The sequence below is a fragment of the Ruegeria sp. YKSE079 genome, assembly GCF_059612845.1.
In genome coordinates, this window is sequence record NZ_JBXWRJ010000034.1 from 1 (window position 1) to 22894 (window position 22894).

Below are 22894 nucleotides of genomic sequence, written 5' to 3' on the forward strand. Positions count from 1 at the left end.
GCTGATCGTCCTGTCCTCGCGCGGCGAGTTCGGCTTTGCCGAGGGCGGCGAGCGCGCGCATCTGAACGGGCTGGACCCGGCGATCCGCGCCAGCGCGCATTACCTGGGCGCGGATGCCGCGAACATGGAGACCATCGCCATCGAGTACCAGGAATTCGGCGATGCCCGGTTCGACGACTCGGTGGCCCAGGCCAAGGCCCGGACCAAGGTCGTGGCTGCGCAGGTCGCCGCCTGACCCCCGTCGCCGGTCAACCGCGTCAAGACAGCGACCCTGGGGGGTCGCTGTCGCCGTTTTCAGGGAGTGCCGAGCCGAGCTCATCTTGGGCATGAATTAATCTCGTTTGAGATCGGCCCGGCCCTGTCCTCACAATCCGGGGCGCATAATGGAGGAAAGTGACGTGACACGCATAAAAGGGACGATCAACCGCAGACAGTTCATCAAGCGCTCTGCCGCGACCGGCGCGCTGGCAGCTGTTCCGGGGCTCTACGCGCCGTTTGTTCACGCCCAGTCCGAGCCGCTGAAAGTCGGGTCCTGGGGCGGGTTCTTCGAAGAGGTTCTGGCCGACAAGCTGTATCCCGAGTTCACCGCCGCCACGGGCATCGAAGTGCAATCCATCGGCACCCCGAACGGCGACGCGCAGGTGGTGCAGCTGGCGCAGGCGATCCGGGCAGGCAACGTGCCCCTGGACGTTTCGGCCCTGATCCCGATCCCGATGGTGCGCGCCACCAATGCCGGGATCATCGAGCCGCTGGACATGTCGCGCATCCCCAACGCCAAATACCTGCCCGAGGTCCAGGGCGTCAGCGAAACCGCCGAAGGGATGCCCAACGGCGTGGCCTGGTTCTTCTACTTCAACATCCTTGTCACCCTGCGCGAGGATTTCCCCGAAACGCCGACCAGCTGGACCGAACTGTGGAACCCGGCGAATGCAGGTTTGGCCGGGGTGATGGCGCAGCCCGAGATTTCCAACATCATCGACATCACCGCCGCGACTTATTTCGGCGGGCCGGACATCCTGCAAACCAAGGAAGGTGTGATGGAAGTGCTGGCCAAAGTGGCCGAGCTGAAGAACACAGTTGCCCTGTGGTACCGGGATGAGGCGCAGTTCCAGAACGGTCTGGAGACCGGCGAGTTGCCGATTGGCATCTATTACAATGACGTCGCCACGGTGGCGCAGGCCGAAGGGATCGGGATCGACCGCATTTTCCCAAAGGAAGGCGCCGTCAAGAACCCGGCCTATTGGGGCATCTCCAAAGGCACCGCGCTGCGCGATCAGGCGCATGAATTCCTGAACTACACGCTGGATCCGCCGGTGCAGGCCTTGCTGGCGCGCAATCTGGGCGGCGGCCCCGTGGTGCCCAAGGATACCACCGATCTGACCGATGAGGAATGGGATCAGGTTTCGACCAGCAAGGACACTATTGCGCCTGCCTATCACCTTTATACCGATTGGGGCGACTGGACGGCGACAGAGTTCTCGCGCGCTATCTCCTGATCTGACTAACCAAGGCCCAGGATAATGACCGCACTCACCTTGGAACATGTCTGGAAGCGCTTCGGCAGTTTCGAAGCCTTGAAAGACATCAGCCTGTCGTTGCCCGCGGGCAAGTTGATCACCTTTCTTGGGCCTTCGGGCAGTGGGAAAAGCACTATGTTCAGGCTGGTCGCCGGCCTGGACAACGCCTCTGAAGGCGTCATCCGGTTTGATGGCGAAGATGTCACCAGGCTGCCGGCCTACAAACGCAATGTGGGCATGGTGTTTCAGAATTACGCCCTGTTTCCGCATCTGAACGTGTGGGAAAACATCTCATACGGGCTGAAACTGCAGAAACGCCCCAAGGCAGAGCGTCGGGCGCGGGCCGAAGAGCTGCTGGAGCTGATCAAGCTGCCGCATGTCGCGGACCGGCCGGTCAAACAGCTGTCGGGCGGCCAGCAGCAGCGCGTGTCGATCGCGCGGGCGCTGGCGATGGAGCCGCGCCTGTTCCTGCTGGACGAGCCGCTGTCGGCGCTGGACGCCAAGCTGCGCGAACATATGCAGACCGAGCTGTGCGACCTGCAGCAGTCGCTGGGCATCACCACCATCGTGGTCACGCACGATCAGCGCGAGGCGATGACCATGTCGGATGTAATTGTGGTGATTGATCAGGGCGCGATCCAGCAGGTCGGCAGCCCGCTGGAGATATATCGCAGACCGGCGACGCCATTTGTGGCCGATTTTGTCGGAACCTCGACCCTTTTGCAGGGTATCGCACGCACGGACGGCTCGTTTGAATTCAACGGGCAGAGCTTGAAGGTGCAGCCGCCGCATTGGGCCGCGCGCGATCTGACGCCGGGTCTTTTGTGCCTGCGCCCGGAACAGCTGCGGCTTACTCCGCAATCGGCGCAAACGCGCAACGCGATTGAGGTCGATGTCAGTCTGATCCGGGATCTGGGGTCCGAGATCGAGGTGCTGGCAAAGGCAGGCGCGTATGAGTTTCTGGTCAAGGAATCCCCGGGCCGGCCGCTGGGCTACAGCGTTGGGGACAAGATGCATCTGAACATCCCCGAAACCGCCCATCTGATCCAGGCGTGAACCAATGACAACTCAGGATACCGCAGTTCCCCAGCCCATGCCCCGGTTCTGGCGGGTAGACCGCAAAACCCTTATCCTGATTCCGCCGGGAATTATGCTGCTGGTCTTTTTCCTGTGCCCGTTCCTGATCATGGGGGCGGTCAGCTTCTATTACCGGGTGCCGGACGGGTTCTATGAACCCGATTTCGTGCTGACCAACTATGCCGCGTTCTTTGATCCTGTCTTCTTGACGGCGCTGGGTCGGTCGCTGACCCTTTGCGCCTTGATTTCAGTGGTTTGTGTCAGCCTGGCGGTGCCCTTCACTTATCTGGTGTCGCGGATGGGGCGGGGCATTCAGGTGCCTGTCGTTATCCTGCTGCTGTGCATCCTGACCCTTTCCGAGGTTATTCTGGGTTTCAGCTGGACCATCCTTCTGTCGCGCACAGCGGGGGTCTCGAATGCGCTGGTCTGGCTGGGCATCCTGGACCGGCCCGTGTCCTATTATCCCAGCCGGGCCGCGATCATGATCGCCATGCTGCATTTCTGTTTTCCCTTTGCAGTGCTGACGATCTATCCGCCGATCTCGCGTTTTGACCGCAGCCTGCCCGAAGCCGCCTCGACCCTGGGCGCGGGGCCGATCAGGTCGTTCTTTACCGTGGTGGTCCCGGCGCTGCGGGGGACAATCATCTCGGCCCTGGTACTGGTCTTTGTCTTTGCCCTGGGGGCCTATCTGTTCCCGCAGATGCTGGGCCGTCCGGCAGACTGGACCCTGTCGGTGCTGATCACCGATCAGGCGATCTATAAGTCCAACATTCCCTTTGCCGCCGCCATGTCCGTGTTCCTGTGCATCATCTGCTTTGCGCTGATCACCGGGGTCGGCAGGCTGACCAGAAAGACCGAAGGCTAGGCCATGCACACCCGTCTTGGAAAACTCTATGTCTTTGCCGTAGCGCTGTTTCTAATGCTGCCCTTCATCGTGGTGGCCGGCGTGTCGTTCAATGAAAAGAAGCGGCTTTACTTTCCGCCGCGCGGTTTCGGGCTGGGCTGGTACAAGGATGTGCTGAGCAGTCCGGAATGGCTGGGTCCCATCGGCACCAGCCTGATGGTGGCGGCGATTGCGACGGTGGTGGCGGTTTGCATCGCGCTGCCGATCAGCTTCATGCTGTGGCGTCACCGGGTGCTGTTCGCCAAGGCGCTGTTCGGCCTGGGGCTGGTGCCCTTCATGCTGCCGCCCGTCACCTCGGCGCTGGGTTTCCTGATCTTCTGGTCCGAGATTGGCGGCTATGGCTCGTTCTGGGCCACCACGATCTCGCATTCGGTGTTTCTGGTGACGATCCCGCTGATGATGATTTCCTTAGGGTTGGAAACCATTGATGACGCCTATCTCGATGCCGCCTCATCCCTTGGCGCCAGCGAGGGCGCGGTTTTTCGAACAGTCATCCTGCCGCTGATCCTGCCTTATATCTTTGGCGCCTCGGCCTTTTGTTTCGTCCTCAGCATGAACGAATACATCATCGCCTTCATGGTAGCAGGCTTCACCGTTGAAACGCTGCCCATCAAGGTGGTGAATTCGCTGCGCTACGGCTACTCCCCGGCGATGGCGGCGGTGTCGGTCTTTGCGGTGCTGGCGGCGGCGGGGCTGTTCCTGACCGTGGCCCGGTTCGGGGACCTTCTGAAAATGGTCGGCGCGCTGGATAAAGCTGATTGAGCGCCCGCCGAACCCTGCCGCAAAGGAGCACAAAGATGCGCGCTGCCGTTCCGCCTGCCACGTTCCAGACGCGGGTTCGCGTTGACAGCCCAAGCCTGGAAAACCCGTTTGAGTGGCGCACGACCACAGCGCAGGATCTGTGCGCAGGCCGCAGGATCGTCATTTTCGCCGTCCCGGCGGCGTTCTCGCCGGTCTGTTCGGATGAACACCTGCCCGGGTTCGAAGCACATTACGATGAGATCCGGGCCCAGGGCATTGATGAGATCTATTGCCTGTCCGTGAACGACGCTTTTGTCATGTTCCGCTGGGGGCAGGCCCAGGGCATCGAAAAGGTCCAGATGATTCCGGATGGCAATGCCGATTTCACCCGCAGAATGGGGATGCTGGTGGAATACACCGCCGATGGGATGGGGTTGCGTAGCTGGCGTTATGCCATGGTCGTGAATGACGGGCGCATCGAATGCCTGTTGCCCGAACCCGGCTTTGGCGACAATGCCCCGGACGCGCCGATGGCCGCCTCCGATGCAGGATCGCTGCTGTCCTGGCTGAAGGAAAATCCAACGGGTTGAGCACTCAAAGCGGAGCTGTTTGCATGACATATCATTGGTTAATCCTGATCCTTGCCGGGGCGTTTGAAATCGGCTGGCCCATCGGGCTCAAGAACGGATCGGGCGAGAATGGCACGAATTGGTATTGGATCGCCTTTGCTGTCAGCAGCATGGTGGCCAGCGGGTTTTTCCTGTTTCTGGCGCAAAGGGCCATTCCCATCGGCACCGCTTATGCGGTCTGGACCGGGATCGGCGCGGCGGGCACTTTTCTGATCGGCGTCATGGTCTTTGCCGAGGCCGCAACGGCGGGCCGGATGCTGGCGCTGGCCCTTATTGTATCGGGAGTGGTGCTGTTCAAGGTCAGTTCGTGAGCCTTGCGCCAGGGCCCGTTCCTGTTTCCCAAGCGGAACATGACGTTTGCGGCGAACGCGATGGCACAGAGGGAGAGCTTCGGGCTGCTGATTGGCGCCAGCCGGGTCTTCTGGGGAGCCGTTTGCAATCACGGGCCGGTCTGCCTCAGCCCCGGCCCGCCGCGGTGCGCAAGGCTTGGGCGTTTAAAGTCTGGTTTGAAGCCGCCTCTGCGGCGGCAGGCGAGTCCTGCGGAAAAATTTCAGACTTATTTCCGAGTCAAGCCTGTATCGGCTGAGCAATTCGAAAGCTGGAGGTGTGAAAAACTCATCATGGCGGGGTTGAACGCGCCCTATACTGTGCTGCGTCAAGCCGCGGAGAGCGCAATGCTGTTTCCAAAGCGCGCAGAGCAGTCCGGCGCTTTGCCCCGGCTGGTCTCCAGCTATCGCAGGGACGCGGGGGAAGCCTCCGGATAGAGACTGGAAAAGGGAAGGAGCCGTGGTATCGCTGACGTGATTTCAAACAGGCACACGGATGAGCCATGGAAGGTCGGGATGCTGTTTTCCCAGACCGGCTATATGGCGCTGATCGAAGAGACGCAGTTTCGCGGCACCATGGTGGCCGTGAAAGAACTGAATGACAATGGCGGCATCAACGGCCGCGAAGTCGAACCAGTCATCTACGATCCGGCCTCGCAAAACGCCCTGTTCCGGACTCACGCGCATAGGATGATGGCCAATGATGGCGTGTCGACCATTTTCGGATGCTACACCTCGTCCAGCCGCAAGGCGGTGCTGCCGGTTGTTGAGCGTCTGAACGGGCTGCTGTGGTACCCGACGCTGTATGAGGGGTTCGAATATTCACCCAATGTGATCTATACCGGAGCGGCCCCCAACCAGAATTCAACCGCGCTGATCGAGTATCTGATCAACACCTATGGGGATCGCTTCTATTTCATCGGTTCCGACTATATCTATCCGCATGAAACCAACAGGGTCATGCGCGAGCTGCTGGAAAGCCGCGGCGGAAAGCTGGCAGGCGAAAAGTACGTGCCGCTGAATGCAAGGCGCGAGGATTTCTTTGCGGTGATGCGCGAGATCAAACGGGCGCAGCCGAATGTGATATTCTCGACTGTGGTCGGCATGGCGACGGTCTACCTGTATCAGACGTATAATGACTTCAATCTCGATCCCAACACCGTCCCGATTGCCAGCCTGACCACGACCGAGGCCGAAGTGCAGGCCATGGGCGCGGATGTGGGCGAAAAACACATCACCGCCGCGCCCTATTTTCAAAGCCTCAACAGCGACCGGAATTCCAAGTTTCTCAAGCTCTACCGGGATATGTACGGCGATGCCGAAGCCATCAACATGTGTGCCGAAGCGGCGTATTTTCAGGTTCACATGTTCGCCAAGGCGCTTGAGATGACCAATACGCTGGATCCCGACATTCTGCGACCCATGGTTTTGGGCCAAAGCTTTGACGCGCCGCAGGGCAGGGTCAGTATCAACGAAAACAACTCGCACACGGATCTTTGGGTCAGGGTTGGGCGTGTGACCCGCCTTGGCCAGTTCGAGATTGTCTGGGAGTCGATGCAGGCGGTGGCCAGCGACCCCTATCTGGTCAACCTGCATGACGCGCGCGCCTAGGGGGATCGAATTGTGAAACCACGCCAGGGGGCCAGAAAACCCGGCTGCTCATCCGGCCTCGTCAATCTGTCCAACCTGCGGGTGACGATGTGCTGCAAACGCGATGCCGCCACGGATGAGCAGATCCGCGCCCTGCAAAGGCAGCGGATGGAAGTGTCTTGCATGTGGCCCCCGCCCGCAGGCCGTTTGGATGCCGATATGGACATCCTGATCTGCGATTATTTTCCGCAATTGGTCGATCTGATCCCCTGGGTCGCGGGGGATGCCAAGGCGGCGCTGATCGTGCTGGTGCCGTCGGGCCAGTGGTATGACGACAACCTGCTGGTTGCTTGCGCCGCTCACGCCGTGGTTCAGAAACCGTTTCAGGGCGGGTTTCTAACCACTGCGGTCAAATTGGCCTGGAGTCATTACCGCTATGAAAGGCGGATGCTGGACCGGGTGGCGAAGCTGGACGGCGTTGTGCGCACCATGCGCGACATTGAACGGGCAAAACTGATCGTCATGGCAGAGCAAGAGGTCGATGGAGACACCGCCTATCGGCAGATCAGACAGTCCGCGATGCAGTCGCAAACCTCAATTTCTGCGGTTGCGAGATACATCATCGAATCTTCGAAAATCTGAGCGCTTTTTGCAGATACTCCGCATAACTCATTAAAATAAATGAAATTAATTTGATTGCGCAGGTGCGGCATATTTTTCGAATTTTCACAATTGACTCAAATTTCGAAGTGATGCAGCCTTTTCACACCTGAAAAATCAGGGCAGCAAAAACGCTGCAAAAAATGGAAACGGCAAAAAAGCCTCCGAACCAGACCGCTGGTCTGTTCGGGGGCTTTTTTGCGTCAACAGGGAAGAAAAAATGTCGATCACACGTCGTAATTTGCTGAAGACGTCCGGTGCCTTCGCAACCGCTGCCGCCATTGGCACCCCCCATATCTGGAGCAAGAATGCCGGCATGGCCTATGCCGCAAATGGCGAGATCAATGTGGGGGTTCTGTTCTCGCTGACCGGCACCACGGGCATTATCGAAGAGTCCCTGAACAAGGCGACCCTGCTGGCCATTGAAGAGATCAACGATGCCGGCGGCATCAACGGAATGCGGATCAATCCGATTGTCGAGGATCCGGCCTCGGACCCGGCCACTTTCGCGTCCAAGGCGCGCAAGCTGGTAGTGGGCGACAATTGCGTGTCGGTGTTCGGATCCTACACCTCCGCCAGCCGCAAGGCGGTTCTGCCGGTCTTTGAAAAACGCGACAACCTGTATTTCTATCCGACCCTGTATGAGGGCCGGGAGTGTTCGAAAAACGTTGTCTATACCGGCGCCGTCCCGAATCAGCAGCAGGATGAGTTCATCCCCTGGCTGGTGAAAAACTTCGGCAAGAAATTCTTCCTGATCGGGTCGAACTACATCTATCCGAAAGAAGAAAACAATTATTGCAAAAAACTGCTGGCGGAACTGGGCGGCGAAGTGGTGAACGAAGAATACGTGCCGCTGGGCCATTCCGAATTCAGCTCGGTCATCAACAAGATCAAGGCAACGCAGCCGGATGTGATCTTCTCAACCGTGGTGGGCGATTCCGTTGTGGCGCTGCATCGTCAGTATCGCGCGGCGGGTCTGGATCCTGAAAAGATGCCAATGGCCAGCCTGACCACATCCGAAAACGAAGTGGCGGCGATGGGCGGCGATGCGGCTGCGGGCCACTTTACCTCGGCGCCCTATTTCATGGTGCACCAGTCGCCGGAGAACGAGAAATTCGTTGAGGCATACCGCGCGCGCTGGGGGGGCGACAAGGTGACCCATTTCGTGTCCGAGCCGTCCTATTTCCAGGTTTACCTGTTCAAGCAGGCCGTCGAGCAGCTGGCCGCCAGCGACATCAGCCCGCAGAACATCCGCGAAGCGATCAAAGGGCAGGAAACGATCGCACCGCAGGGCAAGATCCGCCTGGAGGGCGATAATCTGCACACCTGGCTGTGGCCCAAAATCGCAGTGGCGAAGTCCGACGGCCAATTCGAGGTGCTGCAGGATTCCAAGGAATGGCAAAAGCCCGTTCCCTATGCTGCCTACCCGGATCAGACCTGCGCCGAAAGCGGCCTGATCAAGGCCTGACGCAGGCAGATGGCCCGATGGGATGGCGGCCGTGTTCCGCCGTTCCGCCGGCCCCCGGCAACCACTCAACGCGGGTATCCCATGGACTTCCTCTTACAAAACCTCATCACCGGTCTCAGCATCGGGTCAATACTTCTGCTTGTCGCGCTTGGTCTGGCGATCATCTACGGATCGATGGGCATCATCAACATGGCGCATGGAGAGTTCATCATGCTGGGGGCCTATGGGGCCTGGGCGATGAACACGTTTTTCGGCGTCGGCACCCTGGGAAGCCTGGTCATCGTCTTCTTCGGGGTCGGGCTGCTGGGGTTCCTGATCGAACGCAGCGTGATCCGGCATCTGTATTCGCGGCCGCTGGATACAATTCTGGCCACATGGGGCATCGGTATCATCCTGCAACAGGTGGTGCGGCTGATCGCCGGGGGCGAGCTGCGTTATGTCGAGATGCCCAGCGTCCTATCGGGGACGGTGAGTATTCTGGGCACGGACGTCTCTGGCTATCGGGTGTTCATGTTGGGTTTTGTCGCAGCGTTGTTTGCGATGACTTGGTTCTTAATGTTCAAGACTGAATTCGGATCGAAACTGCGCGCGGTTGTGCAGGACCCCGGCATCGCATCGTGTTTCGGGGTAAATTCCGGCCGGGTTTATTCACTGACCTTCGCCTATGGCGCCGGGCTGGCCGGGCTGGCCGGAGCGCTGATCGCGCCGCTCAAGAGTGTCGCGCCCGAAATGGGAACCACCTATGTGGTCGACGCCTTTTTCGTCGTGGTTCTGGGCGGGGTGCAAAGCCTGTTCGGCACCGCCGCCAGCGCCTTTCTGCTGGGCGAGGCGACGGGCAGCCTGGGCTATGTCTGGAACGACACCATCGCCAAGGCGGTGGTGCTGCTCATCATCATCGTGCTGATCCGGTTCCGCCCGCAGGGCCTGTTTGCTTTCAAGGTGCGGGGGTGAGTGCCATGAAAACCAATGGGCTTTTTGGCATGACACGCCGAACCACTAATCAGGTTGCCGTCTATGGCCTTGTGTGCCTTGCGCTTTTTGCGCTGCCCACGATCCTGGACAATGACTTTCTGCTCAACCGCTACTCGCGCTATCTGGTCTTTGGCATGGTGTCGATGGCGCTGTGCCTGTCCTGGGGCTATGCCGGTATCCTGAACCTTGGGCAAGGGCTCAGCTTCGGGCTTGGGTCCTACTGCATGGCGATGGCGCTGAAACTGCGCACCGTGCCGGTGCATACCGGATCGGAGGGTTTGCCGGACTTTATGGTCTGGAACAATGTCGAGACGTTGCCGTGGTTCTGGCAGCCGTTTTATTCCATGACCTTCACCCTGCTGGCGGGAATCCTGCTGCCGGTGGTTCTGGCTGGCTTCATTGGCTGGTTCATGTTCAGAGGACGCATCACCGGCGTGTTCGTCGCCATCATCACGCTGGCCACGCTTGTTGTGGTGAACCTGTTGATCATCGACCAGCAATCCTATACCGGCGGCTTCAACGGCATTACCGACCTGGCCCAGCTGGAGCTGTTCGGGGTCGAGTTCGATGCCTATTCCAAAAGCACCTACTACCTGGTCGCGGCCTGCCTGTCGGCAAGCCTGTTTGGCGGCCTGGTCCTGACCAACAGCAAAACGGGTCTGATCTTTCAGGCGATCCGCGACGAAGAAAACCGCGTGCGGTTCTTTGGCTATGACGTGGCAAGCTACAAGACGCTGGCCATGTGTGTCTCTGCTGCCATCGCGGGGCTGGCGGGGATGCTTTACACCGTGGTGATGGAGTTCGCTTCACCCACTTTCCTGGGTGTGCCGCTGAGCTTGTCGATCGTGATTTGGTGCGCTGTTGGCGGACGGCAAAGCCTGTTGGGCGCCGCTCTAGGGGCGATGCTGGTTTCGGGTGTGCAGGGCGCATTGTCTGAAACCGAGCTGTTCCTGGATACCTGGACCCTGATCATGGGTTTCCTGTTCGTGGTGATCGTTCTGTTCCTGCCGAACGGGCTGGCTGGTTTTCTGGACGCTGTCAAAGCCCGGTTCGCTCGCAAACCCCAAGGCGGCGGGGCACAGACCGCAGCCGGCGACATTGTGACCATCAGATCGAAAGCGGAGCAGTCATGAGCGGCCATCTGAATATCGACAGCCTTTGCGTTCAGTTCGGCGGGTTCAAGGCCGTGACCGATCTGAGCCTGGACATCAAACAAGGCGAGTTGCGCTGCCTGATCGGCCCCAACGGGGCGGGCAAGACCACGGCGCTGGATCTGATCTGCGGCAAGACGAAACCCACCAGCGGGTCGATCAAATACCGCGGCCAGGAACTGGCTGATGCCGAGGAGCACATTATCGCCCGGGCCGGCATCGGGCGGAAATTCCAGGTGCCCAGCGTGTTCAAGCAGCTGACCGTGCGTCAGAACCTTGAGGTTGCGCAATGCCGCGAAGTGGGGGTTTTCAAGAACCTGTTCAGGCGCGCGCAATCGGCGGATTCCGACGGGCTTGAGGTGCTTGCGGAATTCGTGGGCCTGCAGGACGCGCTGGACAAGACCGCGGCTTTCCTGTCGCACGGGCAAACCCAGTGGCTGGAGATCGCACTGCTGCTGGCGCAGGACAGCGAGCTGATCCTGCTGGATGAGCCCACAGCCGGAATGACCATCGGCGAAACTCAAAAAACCGCCGAGATCTGCAATCGCCTCAAGGGCAAGCACACGCTGATCGTGGTGGAACACGACATGGGGTTTGTCCGCGAAATCGGCGACGTCCTGTCGGTGATGCATCAGGGATCTTTGCTGGCCGAAGGCAGTACCGCTGAGATCAGCAACAACGCCAAGGTCAAAGAAGTCTATCTGGGATCGATTGGAATTGAAGATGCTTAATCTGAAGAACCTGAACGGGTACTACGGCAACTCCCGTGCGATCAAGGACATCAGCATTGATGTGGAAGACCGCGAGTTTCTGTCGGTGCTGGGGCGCAATGGGGTGGGCAAAACCACATTGATGCGGGCGATCTTCGGCCTTTTGGACAGGACCGAAGGGGCCATCCTGTTCGATGGGCAGGACCTGAGCCGGATGCCCACCCATGAACGCGCCAAGGCCGGGATTGGCTATGTTCCGCAGGGCAGGGGGATCCTGCCGCAATTCACCGTGGGCGAGAACCTGAACATGGGCGGTTTTGCCCGCACCAGCGGCCGCGGGCAGGAGTTGCAGGAAACGGTCTTTGAGATGTTTCCGATCCTCAAGGAATTCATCAACCGCAAGGGCGGCAACCTGTCCGGCGGACAGCAACAGCAACTGGCCATCGGCCGCGCCCTGCTGACGGACCCCAAGGTGATCGTGCTGGATGAACCGACCGAGGGCATTCAGCCAAATATCGTGGAACAGATCGAAGACGCGATCATTTCGCTCAACCGCGACCACAATATCACCATTCTGCTGGTCGAGCAGGACATCAAGTTCTCGCGCCGGGCAAGCCAACGGTTCGTGATCCTTGAAAAGGGTTCAGTCGTGTCATCCGGCCCGATAGCCGAGCTGAGCGATGATCTGGTGCACGAACACATGGCCGTCTGACCAACCCATAGAAAACCGCATGAAACCAACAGGAGGACTCCATGCAACACGGTGACATTTCCAGCAGTAACGACAGCGTCGGCGTTGCCGTCGTCAACTATAAAATGCCGCGCCTTCATACCAAGGCAGAGGTGCTTGAGAACGCGCATAAAATCGCTGAGATGATCAAAGGCATGAAGGTCGGCCTGCCGGGTATGGATCTGGTGATCTTCCCTGAATATTCGACGCACGGCATCATGTACGACCCGAAGGAGATGTACGAAACCGCCTCGACTGTGCCGGGGGATGAGACCGAGATTTTCGCCGAAGCCTGCCGCAAGGCTGATGTGTGGGGCGTGTTTTCGATCACCGGGGAGCGGCATGAGGAACATCCCAGCAAGGCGCCCTACAACACGCTGATCCTGATGAACAACAAGGGCGAGATCGTGCAGAAATACCGCAAGATCATGCCCTGGGTGCCGATTGAGGGCTGGATGCCGGGCGATTGCACCTATGTCTCCGAGGGGCCCAAGGGGCTGAAGATCAGCCTGATTATCTGCGACGACGGGAATTATCCCGAGATCTGGCGCGATTGCGCGATGCGCGGGGCGGAGCTGATCGTGCGCTGTCAGGGCTATATGTACCCCTCCAAGGATCAGCAGGTGGTGATGTCCAAGGCGATGGCCTGGGCCAATAACTGCTATGTGGCGGTGGCCAATGCGGCAGGTTTCGACGGGGTCTATTCCTATTTCGGGCATTCCGCGATTATCGGCTTCGACGGCCGCACCCTGGGCGAATGCGGCGAGGAGGAGATGGGCATCCAATATGCGCAGCTGTCGACCTCGTTGATCCGCGACGCGCGCAAGAACGGCCAGTCGCAGAACCACCTGTATAAGCTCCTGCACCGTGGTTACACCGGCATGGGGAAATCGGGCGAGAATGAAAACGGCGTCGCGGCCTGCCCCTATAATTTCTACTCGAAATGGGTCAACGACCCCGAGGGCACCCGCGAAATGGTCGAGGCGCTGACCCGTTCCACCCCCGGCACGTCCGAGGCCCCGATCCCCGGCATCACCAACGACAAGACCAAAGTGCACAGGTGAATTTCATCTGACCCGGCAGCCCCCGTATTGGGGGCTGCACCCCTATTCACTGACGGCAGCCCTCTGCCAGCCCCCTTTAAAAAAGCAGTGTCACCATGAATCTGGAAACCTACAAAATTCAAGACGAACCCTTCTACCACGCTTCGGGTAATGAGATTGCCACTTTCGAGGCGGCCCACAAGGATCGGATTCCCCTGATGCTGAAGGGGCCGACCGGGTGCGGCAAAACGCGGTTTGTCGAACATATGGCGTGGAAACTGGGCAAACCGGTCATCACCGTCGCCTGCCATGAGGATATGACGGCCTCGGACTTGGTGGGCCGGTATCTGCTGGATGCGGAAGGCACGGTCTGGCATGACGGTCCGCTGACGCTGGCAGTGCGCCATGGCGCGATCTGTTATCTGGACGAGATTGTCGAAGCCCGGCAGGACACCACTGTGGTGATCCACCCCCTGACCGATGACCGACGCATTCTGCCGTTGGACAAGAAGAACGAGCTGGTGCAGGCGCACCCGGATTTCCACCTCGTGATTTCTTACAACCCCGGCTATCAGAGCGTGCTGAAGGATCTCAAGGAATCCACCAAACAGCGTTTTGCTGCGCTGGATTTCGATTATCCGGATGAGGCGCATGAGGCGGCGATCATCGCGCAAGAGGCAAATGTGGGCCTGGATCTGGCCAAGACGCTGGTCAAATTCGGAGAATGCTCGCGCAATGTCAAAGGCCACACGCTGGCCGAAGGCGCCTCAACCCGGATGCTGATACAGGCCGGGCGGCTGCACAGCCAGGGGCTGGGCATCAAGGAAGCCGCTCAAACCGCGATCATCCTGCCGATCACCGATGACCGGGATGCGCGCAAAGCCCTGAACGACATGTTCACGGCCTGTCTGTAAGAGGCGGGACGGGGATGGACACAGCCACTTTGCCCGCAGAGGCCGGAACCGGCCTGATCGCCTCAGCCGCGATCGCGCACCTGCCGCGCAAACCGGATCAGCTGCTGTGGCAGGAAGCCGTGGCGAATCTGCCCGGCAGGGTGCTGAGCCGGTCCTTTCTGCTGGATTTTGCCGAAAGCGCAGCCGAAATCAGCAAGGTTTTCGGAGCTGAGGTGTTCCGCGCCCTGCTGCAGACGGCGGACTACCTGCGCCTGCACGCCGGGCCTGACGCCGCGCGGGCGTTCATCGCCAATCTGCGGCCGGCGATCCGGCAAATTCCCGACGGCGAAAGCTTCGTGATCTGGCTGCGCGCGATGCGGCAACTGACCGATGCGGCGCCGCGGCAGGTGGCGGATGTTTGCGAGATGTCGCAGAGCTTGCTGGCCAAACTGGATGCGATCGGGTTTCAGCGCTGGATGGCAACCGGGGTGTCCTCTTCTGCGGCCGACCCCGAACGGCTGCGGAGCTATTTCGCGTTGGAAGACCCTGCCGCGCGTCACGTGCTGGAACTGGAGGCAGGCACGGTCCGGCTGGCCGATCTGGAAAAAACCCTGACCTCGCTGCCGCTGGGCCTTTGGCGCAAGCGGGTGATCTTGCGGGCGGCGGGTTTCAATGACGGAAAAACCCATACCCGCACCAGTTTTGACGGCACGTTCATCCGGGTGCCGGTCAGCTATGCGGGCTATCAAAGCGATCAGGCGGAACGCCTGTTCAAGGCCGCGGTCACCCATGTCGGCGCGCATATCGAGCATATGGGCGGGCGCCGCCTGCCCAAGGCGCTAAAACCGGTCCAGATCGCGCTGGTCTCAATCCTCGAAGATACCCGTGCAGAGCTGCTGGCCGCGCGCAAATATCCCGGCCTGCTGGATTTGTGGAAATCATTTCACACGGTTCCGGGCCATGCCCAGATGCAGGAAACCGGCCGGAACGGTGTCTGTTATGTGGCGGCCGACACGGCGCCGGCCACCAGCAATCTGCTGGCCAGGCTGGCGCGCGCCCTGATCGATGAGGATTTCGCCGATGATCACCCCTGGGTCCGGAAAGGCCGCATGATGTTCCGCAATGCAGGCCCCGATTGGGACCCCGGTGACATCCGGCGGATCGGCGTTCTGCTGGGCAATGATATTGGCCAGATGCGGCTGCAGTTCAACGCCAAGACCTATGTGGTCGAACCGGCCTATCGCGACGACAATATGGGCCTATGGGATTTCGGCGAACCGCCCGAAGATGCGGAAGATGATCTGGACACCGTGCTGGCCTCGGTGCGGATCGAGAAGAAAGAGCAGGACAGCCCGGACACCGATCCGCAACCGCCGAGCGATCTGGACGAAACCGAAGCCAGACACCGCCCGGTCAACCCCGAGGAGGATGCGGCGGTTCCAATCTGCAAATTGCCGGAATGGGATTGCAAGGCGGGCAGCCTGCGCCCCGGCTGGGTGACTCTTGTCGAGCCCCGGCCGAGAACTGCACCGCCGCATATCATCGATGCCATCGTGGCAAAACACAGCGATGTGGCAGCACGGATCGAAAGCCTGGTTCGGCAATCCAGGATTGGCCAGATCAAACGTTTGAAACGGCAGCGCGAAGGCGACCGGCTGGATCTGGACGCTTGCATCCGGCACCGCATTGACCTGCGCGCCGGTCAGATCCCCGATAGCGGCCTTTATGAAACCACGGCCTTTTCCCAGCGGGACCTGTCGGTTCTGGTGTTGCTCGACATCTCGGAATCTACCAAGGATTTTGTCAACGGCACCGCCAAGTCGATCTATCATCTGCAGCGCGAGGCACTTGCGCTGCTGGCCGAGGCGATGCATGGCATGGGCGATCCGTTTGCCTTGCACGCGTTCTGTTCCGATGGCCGCAGCGAGTTGAAGTACCATCAGATCAAAAGCTTTGGCTTTCCCTACAATGATCAGGCCAAAAGCCGGCTTGCCGGTCTTCGGCCGGGATATTCCACACGCATGGGCGGTGCCCTCCGCTTTGCCGGTCAAGAGATTGCCGCTCAAACGACCCGGCGCAAACTGGTTCTGGTCATCACGGATGGCGAGCCATCGGATATTGATGTCAGCGATCCGGACTATCTGATCGAAGACACCCGCAAGGCGGTCATGGAACTGGCCGCGAGCGGCATAGATGTTTTTGCGATAGGATTGAACGGGGAAGACAATATGGCCCTGCCCCGGATATTTGGTGCCCGCAACATTGTTCAAACCAGTGATCTGGAGAGTTTGCCCGAACGCCTGCCCATGCTGTATTTCCGCCTTGTCGGATAGAGAGGAACGACCGCAGGCCGGCCGCAAGAGACGTTGGATCCCGGCGCAGGGGCCTGCGCGAGGCAAGGGCGTTTTGTGCGGTATTGCGGCGGTTGGAAACCGCAACTCATCTTTATCCTGAGGTTATCTCATTTGATCGCAACACCAAGCCGCAGCATGTTTCGGACAAGCTGCAGGGGAGGGCGTCTTGGCTGCTGTATTGAGTGTCACCGGGGTTTCGAAGGCCTTTGGGGCCGTTCAGGCATTGAACAAGGTCACCTTCGAAGCCAATCGCGGCGAGTGCATTGCGATCCTCGGCGAAAACGGCGCGGGCAAGACCAGCCTGGCAAGTGTGCTGATGGGCCTTTATCAGCCGGATCGCGGCAGGGTTGCCCTGAACGGGGCGCCATGCGAGCTGACAAATCCCTCGGTAGCACTTGAAAACGGAATTGGCATGATCCACCAGCATTTCAGCCTGGTGGAAAACATGACCGCGCTGGAAAATATCCAGATCGGGCTGCCGGCTTCCAAGCGCACGCCGCGCGCCCTGGGCGATGTTGAGGCCATTTGCGCCGACTTCAGGTTCAAGGTGGATTTTTCCGCCAAGGTCGAAGACATGCCGGTGGGCATGAAACAGCGGGTTGAAATCATCAAAGCACTGTACCGCAATGTTTCGATCCTGATTTTGGATGAGCCGACCAGTGTTTTGGCCCCAACCGAGGTGCAGCCGTTTCTGGAAGAAATCCGCGTCATGGTTGAAAAGGGGCTGACGGTTCTTCTGATCACGCACAAGCTGGAAGAAATCGTGCAGGCTGCCGACCGGGTTCTGATCATGCGTCACGGCCGGATCGAGGGAGATCTGGCAGTCTCCGAAACAGAAACCCGCAGAATGTCCGCGCTGATGATGGGCAGCGGCGATGCCGGACCCGGCTTGGCGCAGAATGTTCTGCGCGAGCCGGGCAGGGTTGTGAGCAGCGAGGTGGCCCTGTCGCTGGCCAATGTATCTGTGGTCACGGACGACGGCGTCCGCATTCTGGATAACATCAGCATTGAAATTGCAAAGGGCGAAGTCCTGGGGGTCGCGGGGATTGACGGCAACGGGCAACGCGAGCTGTCTGAAGCGATCGGCGGTCTGCTGAACATAACCCATGGTGCAATCGTTCTTGATGGTGAGGACATCAGCGGCCAGACAATTTCGGAACGCATTGCGGCTGGCATCGGGTTTGTTCCGGAAGACCGCCATGCAGAAGGTCTGGTTCTGTCCCTCAGCGTGGCAGAGAACACGGCAATTCGCACCATTCAGGACCCGAAATTCCGAAACGGCGGCTTGGTGAACCGGCGTGCGATCGGGACTTATGCTGACGCGCTGATCTCGGAATATGACATACGCCCGAAAGATCCCTCGCTTCCTGCGTCGGCGCTGTCGGGCGGCAACCAGCAAAAAGTTGTCCTGGGGCGGGAAATCGAAACCGCATCGCGTTTGCTGGTGGTGGTCCAGCCGACAAAGGGGCTGGACGTTGGCGCCACCCGCTTTGTTCAGCGGAAGATCCTCGAGGCGTCCCGGCGCGGTGTTGCGGTGCTTTATATCTCGACCGAACTGGAACATGTTCTGGAGGTGTCGGACCGTGTGGCCGTCATCGCGTTTGGCAGAATTACCGGGGTGGTCGATCCCGCAGCAACCTCTTCTCAGGAAATCGGAATGCTGATGACTGCGAGCAACGGAAGGTGACATGAACGCCAAGCAAATTCAGTTTCGTGTCCTTATGGCAATTGTGATTGCCCTGAGCCTTGGAGCCGTGCTGATCGTCATCGACGGCCACAATCCTCTGGCCGCCTACGGCGCCCTCCTCAATGAGTCCTTTCTCGATTATTGGGGGCTTTCCAACACGCTTGTGAAAGCCTCTCCGATGCTGCTGGCCGGTCTGGCGGTGATCCTGCCGCTGCGGGCGGGTGTGTTCAATATCGGCGGGGAAGGCCAGATTTACATGGGCGGGCTGTTCGGCGCCCTGGTCGCGTTGAACATTCCCGATACGCCTGGGGTGCCTGGCCTGATCGCGATCTTTGGCGCGGCCGCTGCCGGGGGCGGTCTGTGGGCGGCTTTCCCGGCTTACCTGCGGGCCTACAAAGGGACCAACGAAGTGATCGTCACCCTGTTGATGAACTTCGTCGCGATTCACATTGTCAGCTATGCCGTATCCGGGCCCTTGATGGCCGAGGGCGCGCCCTATCCCTATTCCGAAGAGATCGCGGATCAGTTCAAGCTTCCGATCCTCATGCCGCGCTCGGATGCCCATCTTGGCGTGCTGATCGGATTGCTGGCTGCGGTTTTGCTCTATTTCTGGATCCGTTCGACCCCCTCGGGCTTCCGCCTGGATCTTGTCGGGCGAAACCCCCGGGCGGCCACCTATGCAGGCGTAAACGCCAAGCGCAATATCATGATGTCGATGATTGCCGGTGGCGCACTTGCGGGTCTGGCCGGTGCAATCGAGGTCGCCGGGCTGAAGTACCGGCTGTTCCACCTGTTCAGCGACGGCTACGGGTACGACGGTATCGTGGTTGCCTTCCTGGCCGCGCTCAACCCCATTGTGGCCCCAGTAGCGGCCTTCTTTTTGGCCGGGCTTTCGGCCGGGGCCGGAACCATGCAGCGCTCTGTCGGCGTTGAAGGCGCTGTTGTTGAGGCGATTGAAGGGATCATTGTCATCTGCGTTGCGGCCGCCCTGGTCGTTCGCGAGCAGTCAACCGGCGCCGGCTGGCTGAAACGCCTTGCGGCGAAACGGAAAAAAACTGCAGGAGGCGTGTAATGTCCGGTCTTGATGCGGCTTTGATTTCGGATGTTCTGGCCTCGAGCGTCCGGCTGGGCACCCCGATTGCATTTGCCGCGCTTGGCGGCGTTTTCGCCGAGCGCAGCGGCACCTACAACGTCGCCCTGGAAGGTGGGATGCTGTCAGGCGCCCTGGGGGCGGCTTCGGGGGTGTTTGTTACGGGAAGCGTAGCGGCCGGCCTGGCTTGCGGTCTGATTTGCGGGATGCTGACGGGTCTGTTGCTGGGCGGGCTGGTCATCAGGCTGCGCGTCAACCAATTGGTCGCGGGTTTGGCCGTCAACATCCTGGTGGCTGGATTGACGGCCTTCGGGGCGCGGCTTGTGTTTGGGGATATGGCTGGAGGCGCAAGAGTCGCCGGATTTTCGGTCGTGGAGATCCCGGGGCTAAGCAGCCTGCCCGTGGTTGGCAGTGCGTTTTTCATGCAGGATCCGTTGTTCTACTTTCTTATTGCCATCGGCGGGTTGAGCTGGTGGTGGCTGTTCCGGTCGAATGCGGGCCTGGATTTCCGGGCCGTTGGTGAAAACCCGCGCGCGGCTGATGTGGCGGGGGTGCCCGTGTTCCGGTTCAAATACCTTGCGCTGGCAATCAGCGGCGCCTTGGCCGCGTTGGGCGGGATGCATCTGGTGTTGTCGCAAGTCTATGTCTTCACCGAAGGGATGAGCGCGGGCAAAGGCTTTATCGCACTGGCGGCGATCATCCTCGGGCGGTGGTCTCCGGCGGGCGCGATTGCGGCGGCGCTGCTGTTCGGGTTCTTTGACGCGGTTCAGTTCAAACTGCAGTTCAGCAATCCTGACGTGCCCTACCAGCTGTTCCTGATCCTGCCCTATGCGGCCTCCCTGGCGGCCCTGATCTTCCTTGTGGGGAAAACACGGGCACCTGCGTCGGTTGGCGAGGCTTATGTCCGGGAGCAGCGGTAGGCTGGGCGGTTTTTCAGGTCCGGTCTCATCGGGTTTCAGCGCCGGCAGATGGCGGTTGCAGCCGGAGCGGCGGCAACAATTTACTCATCTTAACCCTGAGGAAACATCATTTTTCGCAGCCCCTCCTTACGCGCAAAGTCGGACGCATAAATGCTAGGGAGGAAATACCTATGAAATTCCGCAACTTTGTTGCCGCGGGTCTTGCCGCGCTTTGCCTGCCGGCCTTTGCGGCCGGTGCCGAAGGCATCAAGAGTGCAGCCATCGTGATGCCGGGGTCCGTTTCCGACAATGGCTGGAACCAGGCCGGGTATGAGGGGCTTGCAAACGCAGGAAAGGATCTTGGCTTTGAAACCGCCTACAGCGAAAGCGTGCATCAGCCTGAGCAGATCGAAGTTCTGAGCGACTATGCACGGCGCGGCTACGGCCTTGTCATCGGCCACGGCGGCGAGTTCCAGGACGCCGTAGAGCGGGTGGCCGGTCGCTTTCCCGACACGATGTTCATGATCAACAACGGCTTGGGAACCTCGGAGAATATCGCAAACGCCGATTTCTATTTCAGCCAGATTGCGTATCTGATGGGCTATGTGGCCGGCTCGATGACGGAAACCGGTACCATCGGCGTCATTGCCGCGCAGAAGTTCAAATTCACCAATGACACTGTTGCGGGCTACGAGAACGGCGCAAAGGCTGCCAACCCGGATGTCAATGTTCTGGTTACCTGGACCGGCGATTGGGATGATGTCGCGAAAGGCAAAGAGGCGGCGCTGAACCAGATCTCACAAGGCGCCGATGTCGTGTGGCCGACGATGGACAGTGCGACCCTGGGCTCCATGCAGGCAGTTCAGGAGAAGGGCGTCTACGGGATTGGCATCTATCGCGACGCGATCAACGAATGGCCTGAGATTCTGCAATCGGCCATTCTGGATGTGCGCGGCAACATGAAAAGCTACCTCGAGCTCGCCGTTGCCGGGAAGCTGGAAGGCAACCTGTACCGTGGCGATATGTCCAACAGCCAGGCGATGCGCATTGGAACTTTCCACCCGGATATTCCTGAAAACGTCGTTCAGGAAGTGAACGCTCTGATCGCACAGATGAATTCGGGCGAGTTGATTGTCGAACCGCGGTAACAGAACTTCACCGACCAATGTGGAAATGCCCCGGATCTTCCCGGGGCATTTCCATTCCGGCGCCATGGAGTCCGCGCCATCTTGTTCAGGGCTCAACCGGGTATTGCCGAGTTGTCTGGCGTTGCGAAGACGAATATGAAAAAACCATCCAGGATGTCGCGCCTGAAGGGCTTTCGCTACCCTCGTGAGGTCATTGCCTACGCGGTCTGGGCATACCATCGGTTTGCCTTGAGCACTGCGGATGTCGAAGATCTCTTGGCGGAACGGGGTGTCATCGTGAGCCGGAAAACCGTTCGGCTCTGGGTCAATCGTTTCGGCGCACATTTTGCGACCAGCATCCGGCGCGATCGCCCCAAGCCGAATGACAAATTGCACTTGGACGAGGTTGTTATCACGATCCGCGGCAAGAAGCACTGGTTGTGGCGGGCCATCGACGCCGACGGCGTTCTCGACATCCTTGTTCAAACGCGGCGAAATGCGAAGGCGGCCAAACGGATTTTCAAGAGATTGGTCGCTCGGTTCGGTGAGCCAAGGGTCGTGATCACGGACAAGTCGCGCAGCTACATCAAGCCCAACAGCACCTTGGCACCGCAGGCTGACCACCGGGCCCACAAAGGGTTGAATAATGCAATCGAAGTTTCGCACAGGCTGACGCGAAAGCGAGAGAAGTTGTTTGGCAGGTTCAAGTCACACCGACAAGCTCAGAGGTTTCTGTCCGCGCATGACCAGATCAACCTGATATTCCGCCCCCGCCGCTATCAACTCACCACAACCTCAAACCGTCACGCCCGCATCGATGCGTTCAGTCTATGGGTCGACTACACCGCTGAAATGGAAGCATAACCCTGCACTTTCCAACGCTTCACAATCGGCCGCCAACAACTTGGCAATACCCTTGTGTGCTCGGTGATCCATGAGCTACCCCCTGAATTTCGGACACTGACGTAAGCTACGATTTGTTGTCTGCTGATCTTCGACGAAAAGGAGATCAGAGATGTCGAAACGGAAGAACCACTCGCCCGAGTTCAAGGTGAAAGTCGCGCTTGAGGCTTTGAAGGGTGAGCGAACTGCGGCTGAACTTGCCAGCCAATTTGGCGTCCATCCCACGATGATCGACAGTTGGAAACGCGCTCTGCTGGAAGGCGCGTCCGACGTGTTTGAACGCGGCGGAAAGAAGTCCCCAGAGACCGACGAAGAGCAGGTCAAAGAACTGCATGCGAAGATCGGGGAGCTGGCCGTCGCCAACGATTTTTTGTCACGAAAGCTCAAGCCGAGGATCGGCAAGTGAGGCGCAAGATGGTTGAG

Annotated in this window: 22 protein-coding genes and 1 pseudogene; all 23 read left to right on the forward strand. The window is 59.5% G+C overall.

What is annotated here, in order from left to right:
- Positions 1-235, forward strand: a pseudogene (locus AC2FMY_RS21145) (FMN-dependent NADH-azoreductase); the annotation flags it as partial.
- Between the two features lie 163 nt (positions 236-398).
- Complete coding sequence (locus AC2FMY_RS21150; RefSeq protein ID WP_496747693.1) at positions 399-1496, forward strand: ABC transporter substrate-binding protein; 1098 nt, start codon at positions 399-401, stop codon at positions 1494-1496.
- 24 nt (positions 1497-1520) lie between these two features.
- The gene (locus AC2FMY_RS21155; RefSeq protein WP_496747696.1) at positions 1521-2573 is read left to right on the forward strand and encodes an ABC transporter ATP-binding protein; all 1053 of its coding nucleotides are present in this window, start codon (positions 1521-1523) and stop codon (positions 2571-2573) included.
- Between the two features lie 4 nt (positions 2574-2577).
- The gene (locus tag AC2FMY_RS21160; RefSeq protein WP_496747700.1) at positions 2578-3459 is read left to right on the forward strand and encodes an ABC transporter permease; all 882 of its coding nucleotides are present in this window, start codon (positions 2578-2580) and stop codon (positions 3457-3459) included.
- Between the two features lie 3 nt (positions 3460-3462).
- Entirely contained in the window at positions 3463-4260 is a 798-nt protein-coding gene (locus tag AC2FMY_RS21165) for an ABC transporter permease (RefSeq protein ID WP_496808028.1), read from the forward strand.
- Between the two features lie 35 nt (positions 4261-4295).
- A complete protein-coding gene (locus AC2FMY_RS21170; RefSeq protein WP_496808029.1) occupies positions 4296-4829 on the forward strand; it encodes a peroxiredoxin in 534 nt (177 codons plus the stop codon).
- A 23-nt stretch (positions 4830-4852) separates the two neighbouring features.
- Positions 4853-5179, forward strand: a complete 327-nt coding sequence (locus AC2FMY_RS21175; RefSeq protein ID WP_496808030.1) for a DMT family transporter — start codon at positions 4853-4855, stop codon at positions 5177-5179.
- 489 nt (positions 5180-5668) lie between these two features.
- A complete protein-coding gene (locus AC2FMY_RS21180; protein WP_496747710.1) occupies positions 5669-6805 on the forward strand; it encodes a transporter substrate-binding domain-containing protein in 1137 nt (378 codons plus the stop codon).
- A 12-nt stretch (positions 6806-6817) separates the two neighbouring features.
- A complete protein-coding gene (locus AC2FMY_RS21185) occupies positions 6818-7426 on the forward strand; it encodes an ANTAR domain-containing response regulator (RefSeq protein WP_496808031.1) in 609 nt (202 codons plus the stop codon).
- A gap of 238 nt (positions 7427-7664) precedes the next feature.
- Positions 7665-8912 carry a transporter substrate-binding protein gene (locus AC2FMY_RS21190; protein WP_496747714.1) on the forward strand — a complete coding sequence of 416 codons (1248 nt, stop codon included), beginning with the start codon at positions 7665-7667 and terminating at the stop codon, positions 8910-8912.
- Between the two features lie 81 nt (positions 8913-8993).
- Complete coding sequence (gene urtB / locus AC2FMY_RS21195; RefSeq protein WP_496747716.1) at positions 8994-9863, forward strand: urea ABC transporter permease subunit UrtB; 870 nt, start codon at positions 8994-8996, stop codon at positions 9861-9863.
- A gap of 29 nt (positions 9864-9892) precedes the next feature.
- On the forward strand, positions 9893-11017 hold the full coding sequence (gene urtC / locus AC2FMY_RS21200; RefSeq protein ID WP_496808032.1) for an urea ABC transporter permease subunit UrtC: 1125 nt from the start codon (positions 9893-9895) through the stop codon (positions 11015-11017).
- Positions 11014-11766: an urea ABC transporter ATP-binding protein UrtD gene (urtD, locus tag AC2FMY_RS21205; protein ID WP_496747723.1), complete on the forward strand. Its 753-nt coding sequence runs from the start codon at positions 11014-11016 to the stop codon at positions 11764-11766. The genes urtC and urtD overlap by 4 nt, the downstream gene beginning before the upstream one ends.
- Positions 11759-12457 (forward strand): urea ABC transporter ATP-binding subunit UrtE, encoded by a 699-nt coding sequence (urtE, locus tag AC2FMY_RS21210; protein ID WP_496747726.1) that lies wholly within the window; start codon positions 11759-11761, stop codon positions 12455-12457. The genes urtD and urtE overlap by 8 nt, the downstream gene beginning before the upstream one ends.
- Before the next feature lie 41 nt (positions 12458-12498).
- Positions 12499-13539: an aliphatic amidase gene (locus AC2FMY_RS21215; protein ID WP_496747729.1), complete on the forward strand. Its 1041-nt coding sequence runs from the start codon at positions 12499-12501 to the stop codon at positions 13537-13539.
- Between the two features lie 95 nt (positions 13540-13634).
- Positions 13635-14432: a CbbQ/NirQ/NorQ/GpvN family protein gene (locus tag AC2FMY_RS21220; protein ID WP_496747732.1), complete on the forward strand. Its 798-nt coding sequence runs from the start codon at positions 13635-13637 to the stop codon at positions 14430-14432.
- Positions 14433-14446: 14 nt separating this feature from the next.
- Entirely contained in the window at positions 14447-16744 is a 2298-nt protein-coding gene (locus AC2FMY_RS21225) for a nitric oxide reductase activation protein NorD (RefSeq protein WP_496747734.1), read from the forward strand.
- Positions 16745-16931: 187 nt separating this feature from the next.
- A complete protein-coding gene (locus AC2FMY_RS21230) occupies positions 16932-18452 on the forward strand; it encodes an ABC transporter ATP-binding protein (protein ID WP_496747737.1) in 1521 nt (506 codons plus the stop codon).
- A gap of 1 nt (position 18453) precedes the next feature.
- Positions 18454-19524: an ABC transporter permease gene (locus tag AC2FMY_RS21235; protein WP_496747739.1), complete on the forward strand. Its 1071-nt coding sequence runs from the start codon at positions 18454-18456 to the stop codon at positions 19522-19524.
- A complete protein-coding gene (locus AC2FMY_RS21240; RefSeq protein ID WP_496747741.1) occupies positions 19524-20462 on the forward strand; it encodes an ABC transporter permease in 939 nt (312 codons plus the stop codon). The genes AC2FMY_RS21235 and AC2FMY_RS21240 overlap by 1 nt, the downstream gene beginning before the upstream one ends.
- A 170-nt stretch (positions 20463-20632) precedes the next feature.
- Positions 20633-21589: a BMP family protein gene (locus AC2FMY_RS21245; protein WP_496747744.1), complete on the forward strand. Its 957-nt coding sequence runs from the start codon at positions 20633-20635 to the stop codon at positions 21587-21589.
- A 135-nt stretch (positions 21590-21724) separates the two neighbouring features.
- The gene (locus AC2FMY_RS21250) at positions 21725-22432 is read left to right on the forward strand and encodes an IS6 family transposase (RefSeq protein WP_496747745.1); all 708 of its coding nucleotides are present in this window, start codon (positions 21725-21727) and stop codon (positions 22430-22432) included.
- 151 nt (positions 22433-22583) lie between these two features.
- Entirely contained in the window at positions 22584-22877 is a 294-nt protein-coding gene (locus tag AC2FMY_RS21255) for a transposase (RefSeq protein WP_496747747.1), read from the forward strand.
- Positions 22878-22894: the final 17 nt, after the last annotated feature.